Origin of the sequence: Paenibacillus sp. DRB1-1 (assembly GCF_052119485.1) — a bacterium.
Classification (GTDB): Bacteria; Bacillota; Bacilli; order Paenibacillales; family Paenibacillaceae; genus Paenibacillus; species Paenibacillus polymyxa_B.
This window is the reverse complement of sequence record NZ_JBODQH010000001.1, coordinates 3,263,601-3,277,248: the sequence shown is the minus strand read 5'-3', so window position 1 is coordinate 3,277,248 and position 13,648 is coordinate 3,263,601. Positions and strand designations below refer to the sequence as shown.

The 13,648-nt window shown below is 46.4% G+C and carries 18 protein-coding genes and 1 other annotated feature; all 18 genes read right to left on the bottom strand.

Translation table 11 applies throughout. From position 1 onward, the window contains the following. Positions 1-91: 91 nt before the first annotated feature. The 18 genes from ACQW03_RS14465 to ACQW03_RS14380 all read right to left on the bottom strand — a co-directional run bounded on the left by ACQW03_RS14465 (position 92) and on the right by ACQW03_RS14380 (position 13,618). Positions 92-694, bottom strand: coding sequence for a class I SAM-dependent methyltransferase (locus ACQW03_RS14465; protein ID WP_076294719.1), 603 nt, complete (start codon positions 692-694; stop codon positions 92-94). 148 nt (positions 695-842) lie between these two features. Beyond that, positions 843-1,208: a 50S ribosomal protein L7/L12 gene (rplL, locus tag ACQW03_RS14460; RefSeq protein WP_010348819.1), complete on the bottom strand. Its 366-nt coding sequence runs from the start codon at positions 1,206-1,208 to the stop codon at positions 843-845. A 68-nt stretch (positions 1,209-1,276) separates the two neighbouring features. Continuing rightward, entirely contained in the window at positions 1,277-1,780 is a 504-nt protein-coding gene (gene rplJ, locus ACQW03_RS14455) for a 50S ribosomal protein L10 (RefSeq protein WP_013312168.1), read from the bottom strand. A 74-nt stretch (positions 1,781-1,854) separates the two neighbouring features. After that, positions 1,855-2,006 (bottom strand) — a sequence feature (ribosomal protein L10 leader region). A gap of 68 nt (positions 2,007-2,074) precedes the next feature. Further along, positions 2,075-2,767, bottom strand: a complete 693-nt coding sequence (rplA, locus tag ACQW03_RS14450) for a 50S ribosomal protein L1 (RefSeq protein ID WP_013312169.1) — start codon at positions 2,765-2,767, stop codon at positions 2,075-2,077. Between the two features lie 87 nt (positions 2,768-2,854). Further along, a complete protein-coding gene (rplK, locus tag ACQW03_RS14445) occupies positions 2,855-3,280 on the bottom strand; it encodes a 50S ribosomal protein L11 (protein WP_007432595.1) in 426 nt (141 codons plus the stop codon). 73 nt (positions 3,281-3,353) lie between these two features. Then, positions 3,354-3,887 carry a transcription termination/antitermination protein NusG gene (nusG, locus tag ACQW03_RS14440; protein WP_007432596.1) on the bottom strand — a complete coding sequence of 178 codons (534 nt, stop codon included), beginning with the start codon at positions 3,885-3,887 and terminating at the stop codon, positions 3,354-3,356. A 22-nt stretch (positions 3,888-3,909) separates the two neighbouring features. Beyond that, complete coding sequence (gene secE / locus ACQW03_RS14435) at positions 3,910-4,101, bottom strand: preprotein translocase subunit SecE (RefSeq protein WP_013312170.1); 192 nt, start codon at positions 4,099-4,101, stop codon at positions 3,910-3,912. A 20-nt stretch (positions 4,102-4,121) separates the two neighbouring features. Beyond that, positions 4,122-4,271, bottom strand: coding sequence for a 50S ribosomal protein L33 (gene rpmG, locus ACQW03_RS14430; RefSeq protein ID WP_023990562.1), 150 nt, complete (start codon positions 4,269-4,271; stop codon positions 4,122-4,124). A 334-nt stretch (positions 4,272-4,605) separates the two neighbouring features. After that, positions 4,606-5,250: an RNA polymerase sporulation sigma factor SigH gene (gene sigH, locus ACQW03_RS14425; RefSeq protein WP_016324748.1), complete on the bottom strand. Its 645-nt coding sequence runs from the start codon at positions 5,248-5,250 to the stop codon at positions 4,606-4,608. Positions 5,251-5,412: 162 nt separating this feature from the next. After that, positions 5,413-5,934, bottom strand: coding sequence for an NYN domain-containing protein (locus tag ACQW03_RS14420; protein WP_023990563.1), 522 nt, complete (start codon positions 5,932-5,934; stop codon positions 5,413-5,415). Positions 5,935-5,938: 4 nt separating this feature from the next. Beyond that, the gene (gene rlmB, locus ACQW03_RS14415) at positions 5,939-6,685 is read right to left on the bottom strand and encodes a 23S rRNA (guanosine(2251)-2'-O)-methyltransferase RlmB (RefSeq protein ID WP_013312173.1); all 747 of its coding nucleotides are present in this window, start codon (positions 6,683-6,685) and stop codon (positions 5,939-5,941) included. 55 nt (positions 6,686-6,740) lie between these two features. Then, a complete protein-coding gene (locus ACQW03_RS14410) occupies positions 6,741-7,199 on the bottom strand; it encodes a Mini-ribonuclease 3 (RefSeq protein WP_104495561.1) in 459 nt (152 codons plus the stop codon). Beyond that, positions 7,196-8,599 (bottom strand): cysteine--tRNA ligase, encoded by a 1,404-nt coding sequence (gene cysS, locus ACQW03_RS14405; RefSeq protein ID WP_441950287.1) that lies wholly within the window; start codon positions 8,597-8,599, stop codon positions 7,196-7,198. Before cysS ends, ACQW03_RS14410 begins: the two co-directional genes overlap by 4 nt. A 24-nt stretch (positions 8,600-8,623) precedes the next feature. Next, a complete protein-coding gene (cysE, locus tag ACQW03_RS14400; RefSeq protein ID WP_076294716.1) occupies positions 8,624-9,304 on the bottom strand; it encodes a serine O-acetyltransferase in 681 nt (226 codons plus the stop codon). A 486-nt stretch (positions 9,305-9,790) separates the two neighbouring features. Then, positions 9,791-11,251, bottom strand: coding sequence for a glutamate--tRNA ligase (gltX, locus tag ACQW03_RS14395; protein WP_076294715.1), 1,461 nt, complete (start codon positions 11,249-11,251; stop codon positions 9,791-9,793). Positions 11,252-11,290: 39 nt separating this feature from the next. Further along, positions 11,291-11,767, bottom strand: a complete 477-nt coding sequence (gene ispF / locus ACQW03_RS14390; RefSeq protein ID WP_025723806.1) for a 2-C-methyl-D-erythritol 2,4-cyclodiphosphate synthase — start codon at positions 11,765-11,767, stop codon at positions 11,291-11,293. Beyond that, positions 11,764-12,462: a 2-C-methyl-D-erythritol 4-phosphate cytidylyltransferase gene (gene ispD / locus ACQW03_RS14385; RefSeq protein WP_053326187.1), complete on the bottom strand. Its 699-nt coding sequence runs from the start codon at positions 12,460-12,462 to the stop codon at positions 11,764-11,766. Before ispD ends, ispF begins: the two co-directional genes overlap by 4 nt. 70 nt (positions 12,463-12,532) lie before the next feature. After that, on the bottom strand, positions 12,533-13,618 hold the full coding sequence (locus tag ACQW03_RS14380) for a PIN/TRAM domain-containing protein (protein WP_013312181.1): 1,086 nt from the start codon (positions 13,616-13,618) through the stop codon (positions 12,533-12,535). Positions 13,619-13,648: the final 30 nt, after the last annotated feature.

The window sequence follows — 13,648 nt, the reverse complement described above, 5'->3', positions numbered from 1 at the left end:
ACAAACTAAAGCCATGGAGGGCATCCTAATACTGACATTTTATAATAATATCACAGACCAGGATTCAAGTCAATGGTCCTATTGCATTTTCTTAAAAACTTTTTTCAGCCTTCAAAATTCGATAACCTTTATCCTTTGTAACTTCCTCTACATAACCGAAAAGGCTCTCTATCTTAGCACTCGCCGAAGGGGCCCCCTGCTTTTTCTGAATGACTACCCACAAAGCTCCACCCTCTTTTAAATGCTCATAAGCAAGCTCAAAAATGGTATGCACTGTTTCTTTTCCTGCACGTATAGGAGGATTCGTCAAGATCACGTCAAAACGTTCATTCTTCACTTCCGCAAACAAATCGCTTTGCTTAATGGTGACATTCTTAACCCCATTACGTTCCGCATTCTCTATCGCTAGTTGAACGGCTCGCTCATTAATATCAACCATTGTGACGTGTCCCTCGGGGACAAGTGCAGCTGCCGCCAAACCGATCGGCCCATAACCGCATCCTACATCCAATACCGAAGCTTGTGCAGGAAGCTGCATCGCTTCAATCAGCACACGACTCCCGTAATCAATTCCCTGCTTCGAAAAAACGCCTGAATCGCTGGCAAAACGGTATGACCGCCCCCGAAGCACTGTTTCCAGGCTCCGTCGTTCATGCGCCGTCTCTGGCCGCTTGGAGTAATAATGATCAGCCATTCATGCCCACCTCTTTCGGTTGTACTACCATCATAGCCTTTACAATAACCTTTCAGACATGCTGGTACTACCGTTTTACAGCAACAAACCCCTTGAAGATCACCTCAAGGGGTTTGTTTTAGTTCATTGTCTGCTAGAAAGCAGTCAATTATTTTACTTCTACAGAAGCGCCTGCTTCTTCCAATTTTGCTTTAATGGATTCAGCTTCTTCTTTAGCGATTTTTTCTTTCAGTGGTTTTGGAGCGTTGTCAACCAGTTCTTTTGCTTCTTTCAGGCCAAGACCTGTGATTTCGCGAACTGCTTTGATAACGTTGATTTTGGAAGCGCCAGCGCTTGTCAAGATTACGTCGAACTCGGATTGCTCAGCTTCTGCTGCGCCACCTGCTGCGCCACCTGCTACAGCTACTGGAGCTGCTGCAGTTACGCCGAATTCTTCTTCGATTGCTTTCACGAGATCGTTCAGTTCCAATACGGACATACCTTTAATCGCTTCCAAGATTTGCTCTTTACTCATGGTTGAACCTCCATTTAAATTCGTATTTTTTTGTTCTCAACTACTATACAGCAGGTTTAATCCCTAACTCATGCGCTTTGCTCTTCTTTTTCTGCAACAGCTTTAACTGCAAGCGCGAAGTTGCGTACAGGAGCTTGAAGCACGCTGAGGAGCATGGAAAGGAGACCTTCGCGGGATGGCAGTTCTGCCAGTGCTTTGATTTCCTCAACACCGATAACGCGACCTTCTACAACTGCACCTTTCAGTTCCAGTGCATTGTTCTTCTTAGCGAAATCGTTCAAGATTTTAGCTGCAGACACTGCATCATCTTTGCCGAACGCGATTGCAGTAGGACCTGTCAATACTGCGTCCAGTTCAGTCAATTCTGCTGCCGCAGTTGCACGGCGGAGCAGTGTGTTTTTCAGCACTTGAAATTCGATTCCGGCTTCGCGAAGCTGCTTACGCAGCTCAGTTACTTGGGCAACATTCAGACCGCGATAGTCTGCAACCACAGTTGTTACGCTCTCGCGCAATTTCGCAGCTACAACTTCAACAGCTTCTTGTTTTGCTTGAATCACCTTTGCATTTGCCAAACTGTACACCTCCTGATCAATTTATCCGCTTTGTTCGAAGCACCCGATCTGGTGATCTTACAAAGCTTGCTTTCATAAGCATGAAAAAAGCCTCCGTAGAGTACGAAGGCTTGATAAATCTACATGGACGGGACAAGCCCGTCACATGAAACGTTCTATCATAACACCTCGGTAGGAAATTAAGCCCGAAGGCACCTACTGTCTACGGTAAGCATATTCAACTTTAATGGTCAGTCACAAGGACTCACAACTTTTATAGAATAACAAATTTGATTGAGTGTGTCAATCAAAATATTATCTGTAAACAGATGCGTTCACACGTGCACTTGGTCCCATAGTCGAAGAAATAGCGATGTTTTTCAGGTATACACCTTTAGCAGCCGCTGGCTTCGCACGGTTCAAGGCTTCAACCAAGGCTTTAAGGTTCTCGTTCAGCTGTTCAGCACTGAAGGAAGCTTTGCCGATTGGCGCATGAATTTGACCGGCTTTGTCGAGACGGTATTCGATTTTACCGGCTTTAATTTCTTGAACAGCCTTGGCAACGTCGAAAGTAACTGTGCCTGCTTTAGGGTTAGGCATCAAACCTTTACCACCGAGCAAACGACCCAGTTTACCAACCTCACTCATCATATCAGGTGTCGCAACGCAGACGTCGAATTCGAACCAGCCTTGTTGGATTTTGTTGATCATATCTTGATCACCAACAAAATCAGCGCCAGCCGCTTCCGCTTCTTTCACTTTGTCACCTTTTGCAAATACCAGAACGCGTTGTGTTTTACCCGTACCATGCGGCAGGACAACAACACCACGAACAGCCTGGTCTTGTTTACGGGAATCTACGCCCAGACGAACTGCCGCTTCAACGGTTTCGTCGAATTTAGCAGTCGCTGCCTTTTTCACCAGTTCAACGGCTTCTAAAGGCTCGTAAGTTGCTTCGCTGTCAATCAGCTTAGCAGCTTCCAGGTACTTCTTACCATGTTTAGCCATAATGTTTTCCTCCTTATGTGGTATTAGCGGATATTCCTCCCACACTTGCCGGACAGTCAAACTGCCGGCACACGTAGATTAATAAAATTAATCTACGATGGTGATACCCATGCTGCGAGCAGTACCTTCAACCATACGCATTGCCGATTCTACGGAAGCTGCGTTAAGGTCAGGCATTTTTTGCTCTGCAATTTGACGAACAGCAGCGCGATTTACAGTTGCAACTTTCGTTTTATTCGGTTCACCGGAACCTTTTTCGATTTTAGCAGCAACTTTCAACAGAACAGCAGCCGGTGGAGTTTTGGTGATGAACGTAAAAGAACGATCCTCAAATACCGAAATTTCAACCGGAATAATCAGGCCTGCTTGATCAGCAGTACGAGCATTGAACTCTTTACAGAATGCCATGATGTTGACACCTGCTTGACCCAAAGCTGGACCTACTGGAGGCGCTGGATTAGCTTTCCCTGCAGGAATCTGCAGTTTTACCATTTTAATTACCTTTTTTGCCATGGATGACACCTCCTTGACTCAATAGTGGTAGACGGACCTATCGATCCTCCCACAAGAAACCTGTAAGAAAAATCTATATTTTCTCCACTTGAGTATAATCTAACTCAAGCGGGGTTTCCCGTCCAAACATGTTGACGTGAACCTTAAGCTTGCTCTTCTCAACCAAAATTTCTTCCACGGAGCCCACAAAATTCGCAAAAGGACCAACTTTAATTCGCACGGATTCCTTAACATCGAATTCAATCTTCGGTTTCGGCTCTACCATGCCCATATGCTTCAGAATCTGTTCAACTTCTTCTGGAAGCAATGGCGTCGGTTTGGAACCCGAGCCTGTCGACCCTACAAATCCCGTAACACCTGGTGTGTTGCGTACAACATACCAAGAGTCGTCGGTTTGGACCATTTCGACTAAGACATAACCAGGGTAGACTTTACGCATAACGGTTTTTTTCTTACCGTCCTTGGTTACCAGTTCTTCTTCCATAGGAACAAGAACACGGAATATCTTGTCTTCCATGCCCATGGACTCAACGCGTTTTTCCAAATTGGCTTTGACTTTGTTCTCATACCCTGAATAGGTATGAACGACGTACCATCTTTTTTCCATATCAAGCCACCTGGAACCCTTCCTAGATAATCGCTTCGATCACAGCGGAAATGCCGATATCGAGAACCCAAAAATAAATCGTGACGAACGCAATTGTCCCTATGACAATCAGCGTATAGTTGGTCAGTTCTTTACGATTGGGCCAGCGAACCTTCTTGAGTTCAGCCCAGCTTTCAGAGAAAAAGGAAAACAGAGACTTGAAACTGCGTTTCACGCCGACTACACCTCCAAAAACTATCTGGTTTCCCGATGAGAAGTCTGTTCGTTACAGGACTTACAGAATTTCTTCATCTCCATGCGGTCGGGGTGATTACGCTTGTTTTTCGTCGTTGTGTAATTTCTTTGTTTGCATGTTGTACAAGCCAAAGTAATAATTACCCGCATGATGTGCACCTCCCGAAGACATCCAACACCGGAAGTCTCATAATTGATCCTAAAAAAAACCGCGAATTTAGGCCTACCTAAAACACTTTATCACACGGGGTTTTCCATGTCAACGAATGTTTACATACAATTCGCAGTCCCGGCTGTGGTGCATTTTAACATCTGTGGATCCTTTAAAACTGTTCTCTGAAAAGCTGCTCCAAAAATCAAGGCGATATCTATTATTCATCTTTTTTAGTATAAATCATTTGTAACACTTATAAACCTGCATAATCTACCTATAACGAATAAAAAAAGACTCGGACTCGAGCCTTTTCCCTGTCAGCCTCTACTTTCAACTATCTCTTACTTCCAGATACTTTTCAAGTTTACGCTTGACCCGTTGCAGCGCGTTATCAATGGATTTCACATGGCGGTCAAGATCTTCTGCAATCTCCTGATACGAACGTCCGTCTAGATACAACATAAGTACCTTGCGTTCCAGCTCGCTCAGAATCTCGGACATCTTGTCCTCAAGGCCCACAAACTCTTCCTGATTGATTATCAGCTCTTCAGGGTCACTTACTTGTGTTCCGCAAATCACGTCGAGCAACGTCCGGTCTGACTCTTCATCATAGATGGGCTTGTCCAGAGACACGTAAGAGTTCAGAGGAATGTGCTTTTGTCGTGTAGCCGTCTTAATTGCCGTAATGATCTGTCGTGTAATGCACAACTCGGCGAAAGCCTTGAACGAAGCAAGCTTGTCTCCCTTAAAATCACGAATGGATTTGTAGAGACCAATCATGCCCTCCTGAATAATATCCTCGCGATCAGCACCAATCAGGAAGTAGGATCTGGCCTTGGCCCGCACAAAGTTCCGGTATTTGTTAATCAGAAACTCCAGCGCTTCCCCATCACCTTCATGGACTGCTCCGACAATGTCTTCATCATTTTTGTAATCAAACTTTGACAACATGATATCCTTGAGGTCCACACTCACTAACAATCCCTCCGGCTGCAACGCAAGGTACCCGTTACTCTCTCAAATATACGACAAGTATACGCGATGTAACCTGATACCGTCAACCACAACAACCTAAAAAAGAAGAGCGCTAACAAAATTGTCAATGGTTTCAAAATGGAGAAGGGTCCAATTATTGGTTTATTCTCTTCTCCATCGTTCAAACAACTTTCGAAGCTCCGGACTCAGTTTGGCATCTAGCGAGTTACGGGACAATTTGGCACTATCCTGCTGGATTCGCTTCTGCACTTCCCTTTCGGATTCCTCAATCTCGATCAGTAATTCCCGCGCCGACACCCTGAGTGCACCTTGCCCAAATGCGACATGTTGCTCTACCTGATCGCTTGTGGCCACGTAAATACTTCTTCTTTTACTGCTCAGCTCCCGAACCAATCGCTCGATGCACTCATCAGCAGTTTCTTTTTCTCTGGTAAAATAAATTTGGACTTTGCTCTGGGCAAAGGTCTTACCTAATCCTGGCACCCTGTAAGCATCAAATACGACGATGACTCTTCTGCCGGAATACGCCTGATGATCCGCCAGCCGTTCAAGAAGTCTGTCCCTCGCTTCCTGCATACCAGATTGTACCAGTGCGGAAAGTTCGGGCCAGGCTCCAATCATGTTGTAACCGTCCACAAGCAGAACATCCCGCATGTCAGCCATATCGTTAGCCCCGTGCCTGTCGTCCGCGCAATACTTCGTACATGACAACACCTGCAGCTACAGAAGCATTAAGGGAATTAATTTGCCCCGCCATTGGCAGCTTGACGAGTACATCGCATTTCTCACGGATCAAACGGCCCATTCCTTTATTTTCGTTACCAATGACAATGGCTACCGGTCCCGTAAATACTCCATTCCCAAAGACAGGGTCTGTCGCTGTAACATCCGTACCAACTACCCATACACCTTCTTCTTTAAGACGGTCAATGGTTTGTCCCAGATTGTTTACACGCGCCACCGGGACATACTCCACAGCACCTGCCGATGTTTTGGACACCGTTACAGTTACAGCTGCAGAACGCCTTTTCGGCACAATAACACCATGCGCTCCAGTACAGTCCGCTGTACGAAGGATGGAGCCCAAATTATGAGGGTCTTCAATCTCATCCAGCAAAATTAAAAACGGCTCTTCTCCCTTATCACGAGCAGTGGCGAGCAATTCTTCCACTTCAACATAGGCAAAAGGCGCAGCTTGCGCGACCACTCCCTGATGCTGAATGCCCGGAACCATTTGATCCAGCTTACGCTTGTCCACCTGCAAGACAATGATTCCTGCTTTTTTCGCCTCAGCTGTAATCGGCAGCGTCAAATGTTTTTGTGCATTATCCGCAATCCATATTTTATTTATCGTTCTGCCTGAACGCAATGCCTCCGTTACCGAATGCTTACCGGCAATCCATTCTTCTTCCATCTCTAGCTTCCTCCCGGGAAACGGACGATGCTTGTTCCATCCAGTCCGTTCCCATTTATAATTTTTCTGTATTTTCCATTTGTGCAATTCCGAACGTAATCAACTCTCTTAATCTGTCCAAATGTCCATCACAATAAAGAGATCCAATCAACCCTTCCAGTGCAGTGGCATGCCGATACTCAAGCACATCAGCATTTTTGGGCAAACTTCCTGATTTAGCATTTCTTCCTTGTCGGACAATATCGCGTTCTTCTTCCGTCAGTACCTTTTCCAATAGCCCCAACATGCGACTCTGCGCCTTGGCGGAGACTAGCCCTGTGGCTCGCCGATGCAGATGATTTGGACGCAGGTTAGGCTGAGCCAACAAATATTGCCGGACAGCTACCTCGTACACTGCATCACCAATGTAAGCTAGTGCAATGGGGGGCATCAAACGGGCTGGCTTGGATGCAGGGTACGGGAACCAGTTCCCCGTACCTTCCGATGCTCCTGAGTTCAGTGGCTTATCACTCATTTTCGCCGCCACCGCATCCCCTGCGCCGTATCTTCAAGCACAATGCCTTTTGCAGCCAACAGATCACGAATTTCGTCAGCTCTACCCCAGTTTTTGGTCTTACGAGCTTCGACACGTTCTGCAATTAACTGCTCAATTTCGTCATCCAGCAACTCTTCACTCGGTTCCGAATAAATGCGAAGTACGCTATTCATCGAATGAAAGGTATGCAATACAGCTTGTAGTTCCGCCTGATGTACGACATCTCGCTGCAACAAATGGTTTGCTTCGCTAACCCAATCAAATACAGCAGTAATCGCATCAGGTGTATTAAAATCATCATTCATTTTTTCGCCAAACTGCTGCAAAATTCCGTCGAGCTTCGTTTGCAGTTCCGTCGATACTCCCCCATTACCTTCCAGCGCATTAGCTAAACGATGCTTCACATTGGCAACTGCATTGGCGATCCGCTCAACACTGTTCTCCGCCTGACTCATAGTCTCTTGGTTATAGTTCAACGGATTCCGGTAATGTGTCGACAACATAAAATAACGTAAAGCCTCCGGCTTGTGGTGAGCGCGCAAATCTTTAACCAAAATACCATTACCGAGTGATTTCGACATTTTTTCATTATCTATGCGAATATATCCGTTATGCATCCAGTAGCGAGATAAAGGCTTACCCGTAATCACTTCAGATTGTGCGCATTCACATTCATGATGCGGAAATTGCAGATCCTGTCCGCCCCCATGAATATCCAGTGTATCCCCCAAATAATGGCGAGCCATAGCAGAGCATTCGATATGCCAGCCTGGTCGTCCATCTCCCCAAGGACTCGACCAATGAATTTCACCCAGCTTCGCTGCCTTCCAGAGTACAAAGTCCTCGGCATTTTCCTTGCGTTCATCCACATTGATGCGAATTCCGAACTGAAGCTCTTCCAGATTTTGACCTGATAGTTGTCCGTAATCTTTGAACTTTTTGGTCCGATAGAATACATCGCCATCATTTTCATAAGCATAGCCTTTGTCTACCAATTCCTTAATAAAATCAATAATCAGGTCCATGCTCTCTGTTACACGAGGGTTCATGCTGGCAGTAGGAACATTCAATCCTGCCAGATCCTCATGGTAGGCAGCAATAAATTTCTCAGCAACTGCCGAAACATCCATATCAAGTTCCCGAGCTTTGCGGATTAGTTTATCATCAACATCCGTAAAATTCACCACATAGTTTACATCATAGCCCAAGTACTCCAGGTAGCTGCGCACCACGTCAAATACAATTACAGGTCGTGCATTGCCAATATGAATGTAATCATACACGGTAGGTCCGCATACATACATTTTAACCTTTCCAGGCTCCAGTGGCACAAAAGGCTCCCGACTCCTCGTCATTGTATTATAAATTTGAAGCGGCATTGTTATGTTCCTCCCTCATGAAAATCATTTTTCTAATTTATTCTCTTGGGTCACCTGATGTTTCTGAGCGGATGGCCCATCCTTCAAATCAGATATTTCTGCACGCAAACGTTCTATTTCCCGTTGAAGTTCTCTCATAGAGTCCACAACCGGATCAGGCAACTGATGACTAAGTCGGTCTGGACGCCTACCATCCTGTCTGACAACTCGCCCCGGGATTCCTACCACCGTACTGTTTGGTGGGACTTCTTTGAGCACAACCGAGTTGGAGCCAATGTTGGACTGTGCTCCAATCGTAAAAGAGCCCAATATCTTCGCACCAGAGCCGATAACAACATTATTTCCAATGGTCGGATGGCGCTTCCCTTTCTCTTTCCCAGTCCCGCCGAGTGTGACCCCCTGATACAATACGACATCGTCGCCAATCTCACAGGTTTCACCGATGACAACTCCCATGCCATGGTCAATGAACAGCCGATCTCCGATACGAGCGCCAGGATGAATTTCAATGCCTGTCATAAACCTCGATACCTGGGATATAACACGGGCTAGAGTACACCAGTTTCGCAAATAAAACCAATGTGCGATTCGGTGTGCCCAAAGGGCATGAACGCCGGAATACGTAAAAATGACCTCAAGCATACTCCGGGCGGCCGGATCATTATCCAAAACAGTCTGAATGTCGGATCTGAAATGTCTGAACATGTCGCCCTCCTATTCCCTTCATATCCTTGCCGCATCATCACAACACTTCACGTTCCGCCAATTTCCGCATCCACCAGCACTCTTCGACATTTTTCTATCTATAATGAGTCTGAGTCTGATAAAAAAGAAAAAGCGCCTCCGCAGCCTAAGCTGCAGAGACGCATGAACGTGGTCCCACTCTGCTTCGAACATATCTGCTGCATAAAAAGCAAAGCAGTCCGTCTTTGGCGTCCTGTAACGGGAACGACTCGGCACGCCCTTGTCACATCAGCATTTGAGCTAATGAGAGTTCGGGCGCACGGCTCCCAGGCGCATTTCCTCCGCAGGTCATCTGGACGGCTCTCAGCCCGGGGTTTCCCCTCGACCGTCCTCTCTGGCAGATGCCCATATGCAGTGTACTTCTCCTGTTCGCAGCCTTTACACGTAAATATCAATCCATATCAATGGAGTCATTATAGCGAAAAGACAACAAATTGACAAGAAATATCAGCCTTTAATTTGTGCCTTAAGACGATCCAGTACCTTGTCACGTCCGAGCAAAAAGATAGTTTCATTCAGATCCCGTCCATGCGTTTGCCCTGTAAGAGCCACACGAATCGGCATGAATAGTTGTTTTCCCTTAAAACCAGTTTCCTTTTGAACTTCCTTGATCAGCTTAGCCATTTGTGGAGCTGTAAATTCCTCGCTCGTTTCAACTTTACCTGCAAAAGCTCTAAGTACCTCAGGAACCTGCTCTTCGGCCAATACAGCTGCTGCTTCAGCATCCAGTTCCAGATGTGAACGGAAAAACAACTCAGACAACGCTACAATATCGGATGCAGAAGTCATCTGTTCCTGGTATAAGCGAACAAGGGCCTTAGCCCAATCCAGTTGTTCCGCAGACAGTTCAGTCGGCAACAGTCCCGCTGCCTGGAGATGTGGAATCGCCATGCTGGCAATTCGCTCAGGATCAGCCTTTTTAATATAGTGATTGTTCAGGTAAGCAAGCTTATTTGTATCAAACACAGCTGGACTTTTGGACAAACGATTAGGATCGAAAATCGAAATCAGTTGTTCCCGATCATAGATTTCTTCTTCGCCTTCCGGGGACCAGCCCAGCAGTGCAATGAAGTTGAATATAGCTTCTGGCAAATAGCCCAACTTGTCATACTGCTCCATGAACTGAATAATGGATTCGTTACGCTTACTGAGCTTTTTGTGATCCTCGCCTACAATCAGCGTCATATGACCGAAGCGTGGCGGCTCCCAGCCAAGAGCTTCAAAGATCATCAACTGCCGCGGTGTATTGGAAACATGGTCTTCGCCCCGTAGTACATGCGATATTTTCATTAAATAATCGTCAACTGCTACTGCGAAGTTATATGTCGGAATACCATCCTTTTTGACGATAACAAAATCGCCGCTTTCCTTGGAATTGAACGTAATTTGACCTTTTACGATATCGTCAAACGTATATTCACGATCTTCCGGTACGCGAAAACGAATACTTGGTACACGGCCCTCTGCTTCAAATGCCTGGCACTGTTCTTCTGTTAGATCACGATGTTTCCCAGAATAGCGTGGTGTCTCCCCACGTGCCGTCTGCTCTTCACGCTCGCGCTCCAGCTCTTCTTCAGTGCAGTAACAACGGTAAGCCAAACCACGGTCCAGCAAATCCTGCCAGTACGTTTTATATATGTCCAAGCGTTCAGTCTGACGATAAGGTCCAAACTCGCCTCCCACGTCTACGCTCTCATCCCAGTCCATACCCAACCATTTCAAATATTTAAGTTGGCTTTCTTCTCCGCCCTCAATATTGCGCTTCACATCTGTGTCTTCGATACGAATAATAAATTTCCCACCTTGATTGCGGGCAAACAAATAATTAAATAATGCCGTTCTGGCATTTCCAATGTGCAGATGCCCTGTAGGGCTTGGTGCATAACGTACACGAACTTCCGTGTTCATATAATCTCCTCCAAATTGAATTACTCAAGATGATAGCATTTACTTAATAAGACAGACAACCGATTGAGCGGCGATTCCTTCACCCCGGCCGGGAAACCCGAGTTGCTCTGTCGTGGTCGCCTTGACGTTCACCTGGGATAGCTCCTCTGCTTCCAGCGCCCGAGCGATGACTTCATTCATCTGCGGAATATAAGATGCCATTTTGGGCTTTTGTGCGATAATCGTAGAATCAATATTCCCCAAGCGATATCCTCGCTCTTTAGCTAGTCCCCACACATGCTCCAGTAGCTTAAGACTGTCGGCATCCTTAAATTCTGGGTCATTATCCGGAAAATGCTTCCCGATGTCTCCCAAGCCAAGCGCGCCCAAGATGGCATCGCTAATGGCATGCAGCAGCACGTCTGCATCGGAATGGCCCAACAAGCCTTTTTCATACGGAATATTCACACCTCCGATGATGCATGGCCTTCCTTCCACCAGCTGGTGGACGTCAAATCCTTGTCCCACTCTGATCACTTGATATCCTCTCCCTCTGTTTTTACCCATAATGCCGCCATATCCAAATCCTCAGGCGTAGTAATTTTGATGTTCTTGTAGCTGCCTTGAACGACAGTAACCGGAATTCCTAGTCGCTCTATCAGCATAGAATCATCTGTTCCCAAGAAGCCCGACTGCTCCGCTTCCTCATAGGCTCGCAGCAGATCGGAAAGACGAAAAGTCTGTGGCGTTTGAATACTCCACAGACTTCGGCGATCCGGCGTTGCTGTAATGATACCATCCCCGTTCACTTGCTTGACTGTATCCTTTACAGGTACTGCCGCTACAGAAGCACCAGTACGCTGGGCTGCCTCAAGGCATGAACGTACAAGCTCAGGTTGAATTAGTGGACGCACACCATCATGCACCATCACCCAATCCGCTTGTAAGTGGCGCAGACCGCGATAAACCGAATGCTGGCGTTCACTGCCACCAGCCACCACCCGTACATTTTTACCGATTTTGTATTGATGAATCCAATCTCGGCAGCGTTCCACATCTCCTGTCCCAGTCACCATCACCATTTCATCCACTTCGGGCATAGCTGCGAATATTTCAAGTGTATGTATGAAGATGGGCTTGTCCCGCAAAAGCAGAAATTGCTTGCTCTCCTGCGTCCCCATACGGGAGCCGCGCCCTGCTGCCACAATGACAACTCCTACCCGATTGTTCATTCAAATAACTCCTGCCCTGATCGCACTTGGACGATCCGTATGATAACACATCTACTTCATCATACCGCGTTTATTGAGCTTTTTCCAATAATTTCGGTTTGGCAAAGATCATACGGCCGGCTGAGGTCTGAAGTACACTCGTGACCAGCACTTCCATCAGAGAGCCAATATAGTCACGCCCGCCTTCTACAACAATCATCGTGCCATCATCCAGATAGGCTACACCCTGCCCATGCTCCTTGCCGTCTTTAATAATCTGCACCATAATTTCCTCGCCGGGCAGTACGACAGGCTTCACTGCATTCGCCAAATCGTTAATATTCAGCACCGATACACCTTGAAGTTCGCATACTTTATTCAGGTTAAAATCATTAGTTACAACTTTACCCTGTAACACCTTTGCCAGCTTGACCAACTTACTGTCGACCTCTGAAATCTCCTCAAAATCACCTTCGTAAATGAGCACATTCACATCCAGTTCTTTTTGGATTTTATTCAAAATATCCAAACCCCGCCGTCCACGATTACGCTTAAGCAAATCTGATGAATCTGCAATATGCTGAAGCTCCTCCAGCACAAATTCAGGAATTACAATCGTTCCTTCAATAAAACCTGTCTTGCAAATATCTGCAATACGCCCATCTATAATGACGCTGGTATCCAGTATTTTATGCTCCTCCAGCTTGCGTTCTTCTACACCCGTTCCCCGACCAAAAAAACCAGAACTCCAAAAGGATGACAGCTCGTCCCGCTTCTCTAGCCCAACCATCAATCCCACATATCCACATATCACGGTAACAGCCGTCTGGATAAGTTGACCCGGGGCCCCCAACCATGAAAAAAGCGGATAAACTGCTAAGGAAAGTATCAATCCCACCGCTAAACCAATCACACCTGCCATCATCTCGTTCATCGGAATTCGTACCAAGCCTTCAATGCCCTGCTGCAATCGATTCGCCACGGATGCCCCTGCGAATGAGCATCCAGCCATAAATAGCACTGCTCCCGCCATCATCCAAACAACGATTCCCGGTAAAGACCCATCACTCAACCATTGTGGCATCCACGATACAATGCCTCCAACCCGCTGGTATAACGTATAGCCAAACCATGCTCCGCACAATCCTGTAAAAGTTAAAATAGCCTTTCTCCACATTGATTCTCTATACCTCCTTTATTTTCTTTT